17 protein-coding genes are annotated in these 15,127 nt (G+C 70.2%); 6 read left to right on the top strand and 11 right to left on the bottom strand.

Annotated elements, in window-relative coordinates:
• Positions 1 to 2 precede the first annotated feature (2 nt).
• Positions 3 to 884, top strand: a complete 882-nt coding sequence (locus AADR41_RS14920; protein ID WP_342281868.1) for an AzlC family ABC transporter permease — start codon at positions 3 to 5, stop codon at positions 882 to 884.
• On the top strand, positions 881 to 1,186 hold the full coding sequence (locus AADR41_RS14915; protein WP_342281867.1) for an AzlD domain-containing protein: 306 nt from the start codon (positions 881 to 883) through the stop codon (positions 1,184 to 1,186). The genes AADR41_RS14920 and AADR41_RS14915 overlap by 4 nt, the downstream gene beginning before the upstream one ends.
• Positions 1,187 to 1,302: 116 nt before the next feature.
• Here the strand turns inward: AADR41_RS14915 and AADR41_RS14910 are convergent, their stop codons facing one another.
• Entirely contained in the window at positions 1,303 to 2,217 is a 915-nt protein-coding gene (locus AADR41_RS14910) for a hypothetical protein (protein ID WP_342281866.1), read from the bottom strand.
• A 79-nt stretch (positions 2,218 to 2,296) separates the two neighbouring features.
• Between AADR41_RS14910 and AADR41_RS14905 the strand changes: the two genes are divergently transcribed.
• Both AADR41_RS14905 and AADR41_RS14900 read left to right on the top strand, forming a co-directional pair.
• Positions 2,297 to 2,491, top strand: coding sequence for a DUF3046 domain-containing protein (locus AADR41_RS14905; RefSeq protein WP_114247022.1), 195 nt, complete (start codon positions 2,297 to 2,299; stop codon positions 2,489 to 2,491).
• A 294-nt stretch (positions 2,492 to 2,785) separates the two neighbouring features.
• A complete protein-coding gene (locus AADR41_RS14900; protein ID WP_342281887.1) occupies positions 2,786 to 3,958 on the top strand; it encodes an AI-2E family transporter in 1,173 nt (390 codons plus the stop codon).
• Positions 3,959 to 4,311: 353 nt separating this feature from the next.
• On the opposite strand, the gene AADR41_RS14895 is transcribed toward AADR41_RS14900, so the two are convergent.
• Positions 4,312 to 4,788 (bottom strand): DUF4265 domain-containing protein, encoded by a 477-nt coding sequence (locus tag AADR41_RS14895; protein ID WP_446751042.1) that lies wholly within the window; start codon positions 4,786 to 4,788, stop codon positions 4,312 to 4,314.
• A 352-nt stretch (positions 4,789 to 5,140) separates the two neighbouring features.
• Here AADR41_RS14895 and recA point away from each other — a divergent pair, with 352 nt between their 5' ends.
• Positions 5,141 to 6,268: a recombinase RecA gene (recA, locus tag AADR41_RS14890; protein ID WP_342281864.1), complete on the top strand. Its 1,128-nt coding sequence runs from the start codon at positions 5,141 to 5,143 to the stop codon at positions 6,266 to 6,268.
• A 3-nt stretch (positions 6,269 to 6,271) separates the two neighbouring features.
• Positions 6,272 to 7,003 (top strand): recombination regulator RecX, encoded by a 732-nt coding sequence (gene recX, locus AADR41_RS14885; protein ID WP_342281863.1) that lies wholly within the window; start codon positions 6,272 to 6,274, stop codon positions 7,001 to 7,003.
• Between the two features lie 117 nt (positions 7,004 to 7,120).
• On the opposite strand, the gene AADR41_RS14880 is transcribed toward recX, so the two are convergent.
• The 9 genes from AADR41_RS14880 to AADR41_RS14840 all read right to left on the bottom strand — a co-directional run bounded on the left by AADR41_RS14880 (position 7,121) and on the right by AADR41_RS14840 (position 15,122).
• Complete coding sequence (locus tag AADR41_RS14880; protein ID WP_342281862.1) at positions 7,121 to 7,789, bottom strand: DUF6197 family protein; 669 nt, start codon at positions 7,787 to 7,789, stop codon at positions 7,121 to 7,123.
• 901 nt (positions 7,790 to 8,690) lie between these two features.
• Positions 8,691 to 9,077 (bottom strand): rhodanese-like domain-containing protein, encoded by a 387-nt coding sequence (locus tag AADR41_RS14875; RefSeq protein WP_342281886.1) that lies wholly within the window; start codon positions 9,075 to 9,077, stop codon positions 8,691 to 8,693.
• Between the two features lie 107 nt (positions 9,078 to 9,184).
• Positions 9,185 to 9,703, bottom strand: a complete 519-nt coding sequence (locus AADR41_RS14870) for a cysteine dioxygenase (protein WP_342281861.1) — start codon at positions 9,701 to 9,703, stop codon at positions 9,185 to 9,187.
• A gap of 103 nt (positions 9,704 to 9,806) precedes the next feature.
• Entirely contained in the window at positions 9,807 to 9,878 is a 72-nt protein-coding gene (locus AADR41_RS14865; protein WP_309544753.1) for a putative leader peptide, read from the bottom strand.
• A 47-nt stretch (positions 9,879 to 9,925) separates the two neighbouring features.
• Complete coding sequence (locus AADR41_RS14860) at positions 9,926 to 11,539, bottom strand: FAD-dependent monooxygenase (protein WP_342281860.1); 1,614 nt, start codon at positions 11,537 to 11,539, stop codon at positions 9,926 to 9,928.
• Between the two features lie 221 nt (positions 11,540 to 11,760).
• Entirely contained in the window at positions 11,761 to 12,627 is an 867-nt protein-coding gene (locus AADR41_RS14855; protein WP_342281859.1) for an amino acid ABC transporter permease, read from the bottom strand.
• Positions 12,624 to 13,271, bottom strand: a complete 648-nt coding sequence (locus AADR41_RS14850) for an amino acid ABC transporter permease (protein WP_342281858.1) — start codon at positions 13,269 to 13,271, stop codon at positions 12,624 to 12,626. Before AADR41_RS14850 ends, AADR41_RS14855 begins: the two co-directional genes overlap by 4 nt.
• A gap of 109 nt (positions 13,272 to 13,380) precedes the next feature.
• Positions 13,381 to 14,304: a glutamate ABC transporter substrate-binding protein gene (locus tag AADR41_RS14845; protein WP_342281857.1), complete on the bottom strand. Its 924-nt coding sequence runs from the start codon at positions 14,302 to 14,304 to the stop codon at positions 13,381 to 13,383.
• Positions 14,305 to 14,336: 32 nt separating this feature from the next.
• Positions 14,337 to 15,122, bottom strand: a complete 786-nt coding sequence (locus AADR41_RS14840) for an amino acid ABC transporter ATP-binding protein (protein WP_342281856.1) — start codon at positions 15,120 to 15,122, stop codon at positions 14,337 to 14,339.
• Between the last annotated feature and the right edge of the window lie 5 nt (positions 15,123 to 15,127).

Genomic DNA, 15,127 nt, shown 5'->3' with positions numbered 1-15,127 from the left:
GCGTGGCAGAACAGACAACACTCCCAGAGGGCGTCGGTGAATCGGCCGGCGCACCCCACGGCAACGCGGTCGGCCCCGGAGAACAGCCGGCCGCAACCGGCGCAGGGCCGCTCGGCGCGGAGCCGACCGGTGCGAAGCCGGACTCGGCCGTCATACGCGATGCGCTCGGCGTCGGGATAGCCGTCGGGCTCTCCGGCTTCGCCTTCGGCGTGACCTCGGCCGGTTCCGGGCTGAGCCTGCTCCAGACCTGCGCGCTCAGCCTCGCCGTCTTCACCGGTGCCTCGCAGTTCGCCCTCGTCGGCGCCCTCGCCGCGGGCGGCAACCCGTACACCGCGGCCGCCGGGGCCTTCTTCCTCGGCGTACGCAACTCGTTCTACGGCCTTCGGCTGTCCCAGCTGCTGGCGCTTCCCCGGGCGCTGCGCCCCTTCGCCGCCCAGTGGGTCATCGACGAGACGACCGCCGTGACACTTCCGCAGCCGACCCGGCGGGCGGCACGGATCGGCTTCGCCGTCACCGGACTCACCCTGTATGTGCTGTGGAACCTGACCACGCTGCTGGGAGCCCTGGGCGCCGAGGCACTCGGCGACACCGACACCTGGGGGCTGGACGCAGCCTCGCCCGCGGTCTTCCTGGCCCTGCTCGCGCCGATGCTGAAGAGCACCACGGAACGCGTCACCGCCGCGCTCGCGGTCCTGCTCGCGCTCGGCCTGCTGCCCGTGGTCCCCGCGGGCGTCCCGGTCCTGCTGTCGGCGCTCGCCGCACCCGCCGTTCTGTTCCTGAGCGGTCGCATGAAGGGAACGGGCGGGGAAACGGCCACCGAGAAGGAGCGTGCGGAGAAGCACACCCGGACGAGTACGCGGACGAGGACGGAGGGGGACCGGTGAACGTCTGGATCGCCATCGCGCTGACCGCTGTCGGCTGCTATCTCGCCAAGCTCCTCGGACTGCTGGTGCCCGCAGGCCTACTGGAGCGCCCGCTCACCCAGCGTCTCGCCGCACTGCTGCCCGTGGCGCTCCTGGCCGCGCTCACCGCGCAGCAGACATTCGGCGACGGGCAGCACCTGGCCCTGGACGCCAGGGGAGCCGGTCTGGCCGCAGCGGCGCTCGCGCTGGTGCTGCGCGCGCCCTTCCTCGTCGTCGTGGGCGTCGCCGTGGCCGTCACCGCAGGGGTACGCGCCCTCGGTTAGACCCCCGGTGGACCCCCGAGCGGATGCGCAAGGGGCCCGGTCCGATGAACGGGCCCCTTGCACACGTCGGCGGAGGACCGGTGTCCCCGCGCCTGGAACAGGCCGGCGACCGGGCCTCAGCGGAGGCTGCGGCCGTGGGCGCGCAGTGTCAGCAGCGCCTTGAGCGTCACGATGGGCCGCCCCTCCAGGGCCGTCCCCGGGGCCCACTGCCGCCAGTCGACCGGCCAGCCGCCGTCCGGCTGCTGTTCGGCCGCGAGATGGTCGAGCGAGCGGGAGAGCTCCTCGTCGGTGAACCAGTGCCGGGCGAGCGAATCGGGCGTACGGGCGTAGTCGTAGGGAAAGTGCTGCTCACCCGGCGCGTATCCGGCCGCGACCGGGTACTCGGCCCGCTGCTCCGGATCAAGTACCGCGAGACGCTGATCCCGCACCAGCCGCCCGAGCCGGTCGGCCGCCGCCTCCGCCCGCGACCGGTCCGGAGCGCCGTCCAGGAAGGCGAGCGCCGCCTCGATCTCGTACGGATGCGACCGGTCCAGCGCGTCCACCGCGGCCCAGCAGAAATCGGTGGCCCGGAACAGCCAGGCGTGCCACACCGCATTGCGGTGCAGGAGCCCGACGACGGGTCCGGTGGTCAGCAGCTCCGCGGGAGGATCGTCGACGATCGGGATGAACGGCGCGGCGGGATAGCCGCGCTGTGCCGGCAGCAGAGCGGGCAGCGCGCCCTCCTTGGTCGACACCTCGGTGAGGAAGCGGCAGATCCGCTCCACCCGCAGCCCGTCGCAGCGCCCGATGGAGTCCAGCACATTGAGCGCGTGCGCGGTGTGCAGTGGCTGACTGACGGGGCCGCGCAGATCGGGTTCGAGCGCGTGCCCGTAGCCGCCGTCCTCGTTCAGATAGGCGGCGAGTGCGGTTTCCACGGCGTCCGCGCTTCCTTCCAGGAAGTGATGAGCGAACCGCCGTTGTTCCAGGACACGGGCCGTGAGCCAAATGAACTGCTCGGCACGGTTGAGGGGACTTGTTCCGGTTCCAGCCATGGACCGACCGTAGGACGGTAAGCGCTCTCGGCAGGACGTAGCGGCCCGGCTGCACTCTCAGGAGCGGGATACTGAGGTCATGCGGTTGACGATTTTCTGGGAACGGATGGCGGACCACTTCGGAGCCGGGTACGCCGACTCCTTCGCACGCGATCATGTGATGGCCGAACTCGGCGGGCAGACGGTGCACCAGGCGCTGGCCGCCGGCTGGGAGACCAAGGACGTCTGGCGCGGTGTCTGCACCGCGGTCGGCATCCCCGCGGACAAGCGCTGACCCGAGGTCCACGGCCGTACCGCTGACGCCGAAGCCGCCGCCCACCGGCGACGACTCCGGGCCCGCCGCGCCCCGGCTCAGGCGGCCGGTCCCTCTCGGACACACTCCGATTTCCGGTTCGCCGGCGGGCGGACCCGTGCTGTTGTCCGGGGCGGGCGGTTGCCCGCCGCGACCGTAGGCGAGACTGGAACCGTGGCACCGACAGACGAGACAGCACAGACCCAGCCGCCCTCCACACCACCCGTCCCGCCGGCCGCGCCACCCGCCGCGCCCGCCGGCAGCGGGTCGGTGCGCATGCCCGCGTGGCTGCCGCGCGCCATGGTTCTGGCCCTGGCGCTCTATGCCTGCTTCCAGCTCGGCAGCTGGGGGTTCCACCAGCTCATCGGGCTGCTGATCAATGTGCTGATCGCGTTCTTCCTGGCGCTCGCCATCGAGCCGGCGGTGAGCCGGATGGCGGCGCGGGGCATGCGCCGGGGCCTGGCCACCTTCCTGGTCTTCCTGGCGGTGCTGATCGCCGGGGTGGGCTTCGTCGTGCTGCTCGGCTCGATGCTCGCGGGCCAGATCGTCGACATGGTCGACGAGTTCCCGAAGTATCTGGATTCGGTGATCAACTGGGTCAACAAGAGCTTCCACACCGACCTCTCCAGGGTCGAGGTCCAGGACAGCGTGCTCCATTCCGACTGGCTGCAGAAGTACGTCCAGAACAGTGCGACCGGAGTGCTCGACATCTCCACCACCGTGCTCGGCGGGCTGTTCCGTCTTCTGACGATCTTCCTGTTCTCGTTCTACTTCGCGGCCGACGGCCCCAGGCTGCGGCGCGCGCTGTGCTCCGTCCTGCCGCCCGCCAGGCAGGCGGAGGTCCTGCGGGCCTGGGAGATCGCGGTCGACAAGACCGGCGGCTACCTCTACTCGCGCGGTCTGATGGCCCTCATCTCCGGGATCGCGCACTACATCCTGCTGGTGATCCTCGGCGTTCCGTACGCGCCCGCGCTCGCCGTCTGGGTCGGGCTGGTCTCCCAGTTCATCCCCACGATCGGTACGTATCTGGCGGGCGCCCTGCCGATGCTGATCGCGTTCACCGTCGACCCCTGGTACGCGGTGTGGGTGCTCGGCTTCGTCGTGGTCTACCAGCAGTTCGAGAACTACGCGCTGCAGCCCAAGCTCACCTCCAGGACCGTCGACATCCATCCTGCGGTCGCCTTCGGATCGGTCATCGCGGGCACGGCCCTGATGGGCGCCGTGGGCGCACTGATCGCGATCCCGGCCGTCGCCACGCTCCAGGCGTTCCTCGGCGCGTATGTGAAGCGGTACGAGGTGACGGACGACCCGCGGATGCACGGCCGGGGCCGCCGACGCGGCGAGCCGGTGCTCACGCGGCTGCGCCGTTCCTGGCGCGCTCCCGAGGACGAGGGCGGCGAGGACGGGCAGGTCACCGCCGGGGAACCGGGGGGCCCGGCGCGCGCCTGACCCCGTCGGGCTTCGGCTCTCCTCCGGCTGTCGCGATGGCCGTCCCTTCGGCGGTCCGGCCCGGGGCCTGGATCTCGGTGACGTGTCTCCAGGCGTCGGGCCTGCCGCCGTCGAGACCTGTGAGGCTGGTGAGGCCGTGGACCTTCACCGGCTGTCCGCCCGACAAGGACCTGCTGTTCCACCGCGGTACCACCCCGGCCGGACAGTGGGCGACATCCTGCTGACGAGCGACACCGACCGCTGACGGCAGCGCTCCGCGAGTACAGCGACGGGCTCGCCGTCCGCATCGGCACATCTCGCACGAGCGGCCCCCGGCGCAAGTTGCTGACCGACCGCGGGGACGACGCGGAGGATCAGGCGTTTCGCCACTCGTCAGTGACACAACCGAGCTCGTAGTGCCACCATCCGTTCTCCTGTCCGTGAGCCAGGAGTGCCTTGATGCCGCTGAAGTCGGCGTCGGCCGGTGCGTTCAGGGCCACCATGGGGAACTCCTCGCTGAAGACCTCGCCCCCGAGCCCGAACCGGGCAAATTGCTGGTGCACCGCCTGGGGACTGCGTCCCAGCGGTCCGCCGGGAACGGGGACAACGCGAATCGTGCAGTTGCCGGAGGCGCTGATCCTCCCGACTGCCCGGTGCAGCCCGTCCGTGTCGGTCCGGAACCGCACCACGTCGCCCTCGGCCACGCCGTCCTGAAGGAAGGGAACGCTCTGCACCTGGGCCGTGTCCGCACCGAGCCTGGTCGCCCACAGGCCCTCGGTGTCCTGCGGGAGCCAGCCCTCGCGAGGTACGAACCGGAACCAGACCTTGATCTGCTCGACCGAGTTACCCATGACGAGCATCATGCGCCGAGCGCATGCGGCACCGGGCACCGGGGTCGGCGCCACAGGGTGTGGCCGAGGGCAAGCCCCGGCTCGCCGACCGGGCCGCTCCTCCCCACTCGGCGGGCCGAGCGGAACGCTCAGTGGCCGACCGGAACGTTCGGTCACCTGGGCGCGGACCGGCTCGGCGTGGTGCGCTTGACACCAAAATCGAACATCCATTCTCATGGGATTCCGGCCGGGTTTTCCCGGGCCCGACCGTGGAGTTGTCCACAGGCCGGGAGGACGTCGAGGCCCATTGTCAGTGGCAGGGGTTAGCGTCTTTGACGTGAAGCGATCGACTCAAGCAAATCGGGTGGAACCCATGGCAGGAACCGACCGCGAGAAGGCGCTGGACGCCGCACTCGCACAGATTGAACGGCAATTCGGCAAGGGCGCGGTGATGCGCCTCGGTGAGCGGCCGAACGAGCCCATCGAAGTGATTCCCACCGGGTCGACCGCCCTCGACGTGGCCCTCGGTGTCGGCGGTCTGCCGCGCGGCCGTGTGGTGGAGGTGTACGGGCCGGAGTCCTCCGGCAAGACGACGCTGACGCTGCACGCGGTGGCGAACGCGCAGAAGCTCGGCGGTTCCGTCGCCTTCATCGACGCGGAGCACGCCCTGGACCCCGAGTACGCGAAGAAGCTCGGCGTCGACATCGACAGCCTCATCCTGTCCCAGCCGGACAACGGCGAGCAGGCCCTTGAGATCGTGGACATGCTGGTCCGCTCCGGCGCTCTCGACCTGATCGTCATCGACTCCGTCGCGGCGCTCGTGCCGCGCGCGGAGATCGAGGGCGAGATGGGTGACTCGCACGTGGGTCTCCAGGCCCGTCTGATGAGCCAGGCGCTCCGCAAGATCACCAGTGCGCTCAACCAGTCCAAGACCACCGCGATCTTCATCAACCAGCTCCGCGAGAAGATCGGGGTGATGTTCGGCTCGCCGGAGACCACCACCGGTGGCCGGGCGCTGAAGTTCTACGCCTCGGTGCGCCTCGACATCCGCCGGATCGAGACGCTGAAGGACGGTACCGACGCCGTCGGCAACCGCACCCGCGTCAAGGTCGTCAAGAACAAGGTCGCGCCGCCGTTCAAGCAGGCCGAGTTCGACATCCTCTACGGCCAGGGCATCAGCCGCGAGGGCGGTCTGATCGACATGGGCGTGGAGCACGGCTTCGTGCGCAAGGCCGGCGCCTGGTACACGTACGAGGGCGACCAGCTCGGCCAGGGCAAGGAGAACGCCCGCAACTTCCTCAAGGACAACCCCGATCTCGCCAACGAGATCGAGAAGAAGATCCTGGAGAAGCTGGGCATCGGAGTCAGGCCCGACGACAACGCCGCCGAGTCCGGCGCGGACACGGCGGGCGGTGCCGCGGCTGTGGCCGACAGCCCGAAGTCGGTGCCCGCCCCGGCCGGCAAGTCCAAGCCGGCCAAGACCGCGGCGGCCAAGAGCTAGACCGTGACGCGTCGTACGGAGTGGCCGGTCAGCGCCACTGACCAGCACGCCGGACCCGGCCATGAGGTCGCCGCCGGGTACATGGCCGATTCCGGGGATGCGTACGAGCCGGAGGCCGGTACAGGCCGTGACAGGGGCTCGGACGCCGGATTCGGCGAGGGGTCGGGTCGTCGTGCCCGTTCCCGCACCAGGAGCAGCGGTTCCCCTTCCTCGTCGAGGGCCGAGAAAGGGGAGCCGCGAGACCCGGTCGAGCAGGCGCGCAACATCTGTCTGCGCCTGCTCACCGGAACCCCGCGCACGCGCAAGCAGCTCGCGGATGCCCTGCGCAAGCGGGAGATCCCGGACGAGGCGGCCGAAGAAGTGCTCTCGCGCTTCGAGGACGTCGGGTTGATCGACGATGCGGCGTTCGCGGACGCCTGGGTGGAGTCCCGGCACCACGGGCGCGGACTGGCCCGCCGGGCTCTCGTCCGTGAGCTGCGCACCAAGGGGGTGGACTCCGCCGTGATCGACGAGGCAGTCGGGCAGCTCGACTCGGAGCAGGAGGAGGCGACCGCCCGCGAGCTGGTCGCGCGAAAACTGCGCTCCACCCGGGGCCTGGACCGGGACAAGCGGCTGCGCCGCCTTGCGGGCATGCTCGCGCGCAAGGGGTACGGGGAGGGCATGGCCCTACGGGTCGTGCGGCAGGCGCTGGAGGAAGAGGGCGAGGACACGGAGGGTCTGGACGAGCCCTTCTGACCGGGCGCGCACGAACCTACGCGGACCCACGCGTGCCCACGGACTCGCACGGACTTGTACGGGGATCACGGAGGGCAGCCGCCCGCGGTCGGGCTGCCGGCGGGGGAGGCGGAGTGATCACTGCCCGGCGAGGGCGGCGCGGGTGATGGTGGCGTCGATCAGGGCGAGCGCATCTGCGGCGGTGCGGCCGGGGCAACGGTTCCAGGGCCCGATCAGCCCGGTCCAGCCCTGGGAGCGGAGTTCAGCGACAAGCCAGGCGCCGGCCCGGTCCACGGTGTCGAGGGAGCCGTAGCCCAGGCGGTGCGCGGTGAGCAGGGCACCACAGATGCACCGTGCGCCGCGTGCGTTGCGGAGCCGGTACGGAGTGTTCTGCCAGCCCCATTCGGTCAGGATCTGCCTCGCGTAGGCGAGGTGCGTGGAGGGCCGTAGCTCGGGCTGGCCGATGCGCCGCCAGGAGTGGAGCCGATCGGGGAGGACCGCGCCCAGTCGCCCGGGAAGCGGCCGTTCGCGCGGCGCGGTCGCGGGCAGGGCGCGCACCGAGTCGGCGATGAGCTGATCGACCGGCACGGACAGCAGGTCGCGCCAGTCGGCCGACTGGCGGTCGTGCGGCAGCTGTTCCGGGGTGGGGGAAGAAGGCTGCACGGGGCCGGGCAGGGAAGGCCGTACGGGGTCGGGGGCCGTGGCTTCCCAGCCGGTGACGATCTGCTGCCACGCCTCGGTGTCATGGAGGCGAGCGGCCTGGGCGTCCAGTCGATCGGGGGTGAGGGTGGGGGCGGGGGTCGGCATGGGTGCGAGGTCTCCGTCACATCGGTCCTTGGCGTTGAGGCGAATGTCCGCCAGGTACGGGGATTGCTCCACCGGAGCGTGGCGTTCGGGTGTGTCATGGGCGGATTCGGGGGAACGGCGGGCGGTGTGACGGGGCGGCCCCGGACGGAATGAGACACGGCAGGCTGCGGCGCGCAGGCGACAGGCGGTAGATGGCAGGTGTCTGCGCGCGGAGCGGTGTGAGGGGCGGGGCGCGGCGATGCACTGAGAAGTGAGGAGAAGAACCCCTTGCGGGGCGGAGAGTCAGTGCGGGGGCGGACACAGGGCGTGGCGTCACGGTCATTGCGGAGTCTGTGACTCGGCCCGTAGCTCAACTCGTGACTCGGCCCGTGGATCTGCCCTCACCGGCGCCGCTGCCCACAGTCACCCGGTCGGCATTCGGTGATCCGACGCCGCCTCCTGACCAGGTCGGCTGTTGCATGGACGGTCCTTGGTCACGGCCTGGCCCCGTCCTCCACTGCCGCCCCGGCACTGCTGCCCGTCCCGCCGACCACCGCAGCCCTTGCTTGGCAGCGGCAGCGGCAGCGGCAGCGGACCGACCGGCCCGGCTGCCTTCAGCAGCCAATACGCCCGGCGGCACGACGCCCGCCACCGCGCCGCCCCGTACGCGACGGTGCTGGGCACCGTCGCACCGCCGGCTCTGGCCGCCACCGCGCTGCCCGGCCGACTCACGCCCCGCCCCCGGACCCCGGCGCCCGGGCCTCGCAATCCGGCTCCGGAGGATCCGCGTCCGGGTCCCCCCGCACTCCGAGCCCGGTTCGCCCCATGCACCCCGGGCCTCGCAATCCGGCACCGGGCATCCGGGCCGGGTTCGCACTCCTGGCCCGCCCGTCACCCCGAGACCCGGGCCGGGCCCCGCCAGTCACACCTCGACCGGTAGCCCTGCGGCGCGCCATGCCTGGAAGCCGCCGATCAGGTCGGTCGCCCGGTGCAGGCCCAGCTGCCGCAGGGACGCAACGGCGAGGCTCGATGCGTAGCCCTCGTTGCAGACCACCACGATCCGGAGGTCGTGGCTCACGGCCTGTGGGGCTCGATGGCTTCCTCGCGGGTCGAGGCGCCACTCCAGTTCGTTGCGTTCGACGACCAGCGCCCCCGGAATCAGTCCGTCCCGTTCCCGTAGCTCCGCATAGCGGATGTCCACGAGGAGTGCGCCCTCCGCAGCGGCGGCGGCTGTCTCCTGCGGGCCGACCCGGACGTAGCCCGCCCGAACCTGCTCCAGCAGCTCATCGATCCCGATCCCGATCCCGATCTCAGCCCCGGCCCCGGCATTAGCCCCGGACCCGGCCCTGGGCCCGGCATCAGCCTCGCCCCCGGCCTCAGCCCCGCTCGGCTCCGTGTCCCACCGGTGGCTTTCGCTCACTGCCAGTCCTCCGGCCGTTCGACCTGCTCAAGGCGGAGCAGCGCACCGTTGCGGCTGTAGCGCCGGATCCGGGGCAGCGGCGGGTAGTACGCGTGGACGGAGACGGCGTGCTCGGTGTCCGACTCGTTCAGCACCTCGTGGACATGATGACGGCCGAACGCCCTGCCCTGGCCGGTGGCCAAATCGCGGGAACGGTCGATGCCCTCGGTGAGTTCGAGGGTCTTCCAGCCGTCGGTGGGCAGCCGGGCGGCGAGCGACAGTTCCTTGAGCGTGCCGGCCGCGGTGGTGAAGGCGCCGACCGAGTCGGCGTGGTCGTGCCAGCCCGTACCGGTGCCCGGCGGCCAGCCGATCAGCCACGCCTCGCTGCCGCCGGGCCCTTCGAGCTGGATCCAGGTACGGCCCTCGGGATCGAGGGGGAGCGAGGCGACGATCGCGGCGTCGGAGGCGACACCGCGGACGAAATCGAGCAGCACCGCGGCCGTCGGGCCGGATGCGGCATCGGCGGCGGAGGACATGCGTACAGAGGGTGATGAAGGGGCAGACACGGGGACCGTCCTGAGGGTTCGCGCGGAGGCCCGCCCGTACGGCAGCGCGCACGGCGGGGCAGGGGAAGGCGATTCAGCAGGACGGTCGACACACGCAGCCCGCATAGCGGACGAGGTCCATATGGACCCTCCGCCACAGGCGCACATCGGTGTCGGTCACGTTCCGGAGTACACCATCTGCGTCCGCATCGGTCAATTGATGCCCGCAGTCTGGTCGGAACGCAGCGCCGCGCGCACCGCCCCACCACGTACCGCGTCCGCCGCCGCGAAGAGATCCCGGGGCTGCACCCCGCCGAACGACGCAACGAGATGACCGTCCGGCCTGACCAGCAGCACGGTGTGGGCCGACGCCCCCGGGTAGCTCTCCGTCACCAGGAGTTCGCCCTTCATCGGCAGGGCGTCGACGGCGGCGGCGAGGCGGGGCATGACACCGGCGGTCATCCAGTGACGCCGGTCCCAGACCCCGGTCCCGGGCGCCACCAGGACCACCAGAAGATGCCCCTGCCCCAGCCGTTCCCGAAGCCGTACGGTCGTGCCGTCGGGGGCCGTCACCCGTACATCGGCCACCGGCGCACCGGGGGGCGTACCGACAGATGTGTGCGCCTCGGCGCGTGGGGGCGCAAGGGGCGAATGCGAGTACGAGGGGGGCGCACCGAGGGGGCCACAGCCCAGATGTCCGTCGGCGAGCAGCGAATCGTGCTCCCGTGCGCTCCCCGGTACCAGCGTCCGAAGCCCACCGCCGCCACGCAGTATCGGCAGCGACTGGTCCGCGGCGCGCAGCCGCGCGGCGACCGCGGCCCGGCGCTCGGCCTGGTAGCTGTCGAGCAGTACGTCCGAGGTGCCGTGGTGCCAGTCCTGGGCCAGCTTCCAGGCCAGGTTCTCGGCGTCCCGCAGCCCCTCGTCGAGCCCCTGGGTGCCCAGTGCGCCCAGCAGGTGGGCGGCGTCGCCGGCCAGGAAGGCCCGGTCGACCCGCCAGCGCAGGGCGAGCCGGTGGTGCAGCGTGTACACGCCCGTGTCCAGCAGTTCGTACGGAGGCGTCTCCCCGCACCAGCCCGCCAGGGTGTCCCGGACCCGGGTGATCAGCGCGTCCGGGGTGACGAGCTCGCCGCGCGGCGGCAGCAGCCAGTCAAGCCGCCAGACACCGTCCGGCAGCGGCCGCGCCGTGACCTCGGCACCGCCGGTGCGCCACGGCGGCAGCCGGTGCAGCACTGCCTGTCCGGGCCAGGGCAGCTCGGTGCGCAGCGCCGCGACGGCATGCCGCTCCACCGCCGTACGCCCGGGGAACCGGATGTCGAGCAGCTTGCGCACGGTGGACCTGGCGCCGTCGCAGCCCACCAGGTAACTCCCGCGCCACCAGGTCGCGTTCGGCTCCCTGGTGTGCACGGTGACGCCGGTGGCGTCCTGCTCCAGGGTGTCGATCCGGCTGTACGGGGCCACCCGCACCAGCTCCTGGGCGGCCACCGCGCCCCTCAGTTCCCGCGTCAGGACGTGCTGCGGCAGATGGATGGGGGCCGGCAACGCATCGCCCTCGGCCGAGTCCTCGCCGAGCGGCAGCTCACGCACCAGCTGCTTGCGCCGCATCGACCGCCACCCGGCCCACCGCACCCCCTCGTGCCGCAGCGCCTTGCAGCCCAGCCGCTCCACCAGGGCCGCGGTGTCCTCGCGCAGCACCACGGTACGGGCGGGGCGTGTCTCGTCCTTGCCCGGGTCCTCGTCGAGCAGGACGGAGGGCACCCCTTGCGCCGCGAGGGCGAGCGACAGCGCCAGGCCGACCGGCCCGGCACCGACGACGATCACCGGGTCCACGGCGCGACTCCTGAGATCCGTTCAGACGGCGCGGACGCGAGAGGCGAGCGGCTCGAAAGATGGACGGCGGGTTGAGGAGGTGTGGCGGCGGAGAGGACAGGGGGCGCGATCACAGAACGTATGCAACCTACTGCCGGTGCTTGCGTCAAGCGACACCAAAGAGCGGTGAGGGGCGGTGGCTCATCTGCCACCGCCCCTCGGGAACTCCATGCGACGGTCCGTCAGACGGCGCTGCCGTTATCGACCACGAGCGCCGGCGTACCGATGGTCCCCTGTGCGCCCCCGGACCTGGCACGCCGTCCGCGCTTCTCGATCCAGGTGGCGAGCGCCGAGAGCAGGAGGCACATGCCGACGTAGATGGCGCCGATGACGACGATGGTCGAGACGTAGGGGTATTGACCGTTCACCTGCGTGTTGGAGGCGATCAGACGGGCAGTCTGAAGCAGCTCCGGGTACAGGATGATGAAGCCCAGAGAGGTGTCCTTCAGGGTGACCACGAGCTGGCTGATGATCGTGGGCAGCATGGCTCGTACCGACTGCGGGATCAGCACGGAGACCATCACCTGGGTCTTGCGCATACCGAGGGCGTACGCCGCTTCGCCCTGTCCCTTGGGCACGGAGTTGATGCCCGCGCGCAGCACCTCGGCCTGGACACAGCCGTTGTAGACCGACAGGCCGAGCGCCAGCGCCCACATCGAGTAGTCGGTGAGGAAGCCGACCCAGATCGCGTAGATGGTGATCAGCAGCGGGATGGAGCGGAACAGTTCGATGAACGCGGTGGCCAGCCAGCGGACCGGCTTGTGGTCCGAGAGACGGCCCATCGCGAGGATCACACCGAGGATCAGCGAGCCGATCGCGGCCAGGCCGAAGGCCTTCAGGGTCGCGAGTACGGCGTCGGCGATGTTCTGCCGGATTCCGGCGTAGTTGAAGATGTCCCACATCTCGGGGGCCAGATGCCCCTTGTCGGACAGCCGCACGAAGCTGACGACGAGCAGACCCAGGATGGCCAGGGAACCGACCACGGCGTAGAGCCGGTTGCGAACGGTGGCCTTCGGGCCGGGTGTGTCGTAGAGAACGCTGGCACTCATCGGGCGACCTCCATACGACGTTCGACCAGCCAGAACAGACCGCTGATGGCAAAGGTGACGACCAGATAGCCCAGGGCCACCCAGATGAAGACAGGAGCGATGGCGTAACCCCGGTCACTCATGAGCTTCTGCCAGCCGAACAACTCCGTGACACTGAATGCGCCGGCGATCGCCGAGTTCTTGGTGAGCGCGATGAAAATGCTGCTCAGCGGCGGAATGACGGTCCGCGTGGCCTGCGGCAGCACCACGATCCGCAGCGTCTGGGAGAACGTCATACCGATGGAGCGGGCTGCCTCGGCCTGGCCCAGCGGAACGGTGTTGATGCCGGAGCGGACCGCTTCGCACACGAACGACGAGGTGTAGAAGCCGAGTGCCAGCGAGCCGAGCAGGAACGGGCTCATGCCGGGGAAGAAGATCTCCGGTACGACGAAGAAGGAGACCATGAAGAGGAGAGTCAGAGGGGTGTTGCGCAGCAGCGTCACCCACGCGGTGCCGAAGATCCGCAGCGGCGGCACCGGCGAGACCCTGAGCCCGGCGACGAGTACACCGAGGACCAGCGCGATGACCGAGCTGACAGCGGTGATCGACACGGTTCCTATGAAGCCGTCGCGAAACTCTGGAAAATTGTCGAGCAGTACATTCATGAGGTCTCCGCGTCGGCAGGCAGCGGCATCGGGGCAGGGGCGAGGGGGCGCCCCGTACGCGCTCGGGGAGGCAGAGGCGCGTACGGGACACTTCGGTCAACTGGTGGCGTCAGTAACTCTCGACGGCCGGCGGAGCGGTGTACTCGGAGCCGGACAGCCCCAGGGTCGCCTCGTAGATCTTCTGGTACGTGCCGTCCGAGACGTGCTTCGTCAGCGAGTCGTTGATGGCGTCGCGCAGCACCTTGTCGTCCTTGTTGAGACCCACGCCGTAGGGCTCCTCCGTGAACGGCTTGCCGACGACGCGGAGCTTGCCGTTGTTCTGCGCCGCGTAACCCTTCAGGATCGAGTCGTCGGTGGTGACGGCGTCGACCTGCTTGGTCAGCAGCTGCTGCACGCAGTCGGAGTACTTGGCCAGCTCGACGACATCCGCGCCGTACTCGGGCTTCTTGATCTCCTGGAGCGGCGTGGAGCCGACGATGGAGCAGACCTTCTTGCCCTTCACCGCGTCCTTGCCGGTGATGGACGTGTCGTCCTTGCGCACGAGCAGGTCGGCACCCGCCTTGTAGTACGGGCCGGCGAAGCCGACCTGCTTCTTGCGCTCGTCGTTGATGGTGTAGGTACCGACGAAGTAGTCGACCTGCCCCTTGGAGATCGCGGTCTCACGGATGCCCGAGTCCACGGTCTTCCACTCGATCTGGTCCTTCGAGAAGCCCAGATCGGCGGCGATCATCTTGGCGATCTCGATGTCGAAGCCGGACCGCTCCTTCGTCGACTGGTCCTCGAAACCGAGGTAGGGCTGGTCGGCCTTGGCACCGATGATCAGCTTGCCGCGCTTCTTCGCCGCCTTGAAGGTCGGCGAGTCCAGGTCGACGCCGGACGCGACGGTGTACTTCGGCAGCTCGGGGGCGCCCGAGGCGCCGGGCTTGGTGCCGGACGGCTTGTCGCCGGCCGAGCCCTCCTTGCCACCACAGGCGGTCGCGGTCAGGGCGAGCACGGCGATGGCCGCGACGGCGGCCGACTTGCGGAGATTCATGTGAACTTTCCTTATGCCGTAGGTCGTTGTCGTCAGTGGTGAAGGATCTTCGACAGGAAGTCCTTGGCCCGGTCACTGCGCGGGTTGCTGAAGAACTGGTCGGGCGTGGCCTCTTCGACGATCTTTCCGTCCGCCATGAAGACGACCCGGTTCGCCGCCGAGCGCGCGAAGCCCATCTCGTGCGTGACGACGACCATCGTCATGCCGTCCCGGGCGAGCTGCTGCATGACCTCCAGCACCTCGTTGATCATCTCCGGGTCGAGCGCGGAGGTCGGCTCGTCGAAGAGGATCACCTTCGGGTCCATCGCCAACGCCCGTGCGATGGCCACACGTTGCTGCTGACCGCCGGAGAGCTGGGCGGGGTACTTGTCGGCCTGCGTCGCCACGCCCACCCGGTCGAGCAGCGAACGGGCCTTGTCCTCCGCGGCCTTCTTGTCCGTCCTGCGGACCTTGATCTGGCCCAGCATCACGTTCTCCAGCACCGTCTTGTGCGCGAAGAGATTGAACGACTGGAAGACCATGCCGACATCGGCACGCAGCCTGGCCAGCTCCCTGCCCTCCTGGGGCAGCGGCTTGCCGTCGATCGAGATGGCGCCCGAGTCGATCGTCTCCAAGCGGTTGATCGTGCGGCACAGTGTGGACTTCCCGGACCCGGAGGGTCCGATGACGACCACGACCTCGCCACGGGCGATCGTCAGGTCGATGTCCTGGAGCACATGCAGCGCGCCGAAGTGCTTGTTGACGTTGCTCAGTACGACAAGGTCGTTCGCCGCAGGCGCGGCGTCCTCGGCACCCTTGGTCACTGAAACTCCGCTCATCGGCT

Source organism: Streptomyces sp. CLV115 (genome assembly GCF_038448545.1).
In the GTDB taxonomy this organism is placed as follows: Bacteria; Actinomycetota; Actinomycetes; order Streptomycetales; family Streptomycetaceae; genus Streptomyces; species Streptomyces sanglieri.
This window is presented reverse-complemented; position numbering and strand designations above follow the sequence as displayed.

Coding starts and splice junctions, on each gene's coding strand:
- AADR41_RS14910 (WP_342281866.1), bottom strand. CDS start 2,217: ATGGCTGGAACCGGAACAAGTCCCCTCAACCGTGCCGAGCAGTTCATT.
- AADR41_RS14905 (WP_114247022.1), top strand. CDS start 2,297: ATGCGGTTGACGATTTTCTGGGAACGGATGGCGGACCACTTCGGAGCC.
- AADR41_RS14900 (WP_342281887.1), top strand. CDS start 2,786: ATGCCCGCGTGGCTGCCGCGCGCCATGGTTCTGGCCCTGGCGCTCTAT.
- AADR41_RS14895 (WP_446751042.1), bottom strand. CDS start 4,788: ATGGGTAACTCGGTCGAGCAGATCAAGGTCTGGTTCCGGTTCGTACCT.
- recA (WP_342281864.1), top strand. CDS start 5,141: ATGGCAGGAACCGACCGCGAGAAGGCGCTGGACGCCGCACTCGCACAG.
- AADR41_RS14880 (WP_342281862.1), bottom strand. CDS start 7,789: ATGCCGACCCCCGCCCCCACCCTCACCCCCGATCGACTGGACGCCCAG.
- AADR41_RS14870 (WP_342281861.1), bottom strand. CDS start 9,703: ATGTCCTCCGCCGCCGATGCCGCATCCGGCCCGACGGCCGCGGTGCTG.
- AADR41_RS14855 (WP_342281859.1), bottom strand. CDS start 12,627: ATGAGTGCCAGCGTTCTCTACGACACACCCGGCCCGAAGGCCACCGTT.
- AADR41_RS14850 (WP_342281858.1), bottom strand. CDS start 13,271: ATGAATGTACTGCTCGACAATTTTCCAGAGTTTCGCGACGGCTTCATA.
- AADR41_RS14845 (WP_342281857.1), bottom strand. CDS start 14,304: ATGAATCTCCGCAAGTCGGCCGCCGTCGCGGCCATCGCCGTGCTCGCC.
- AADR41_RS14840 (WP_342281856.1), bottom strand. CDS start 15,122: ATGAGCGGAGTTTCAGTGACCAAGGGTGCCGAGGACGCCGCGCCTGCG.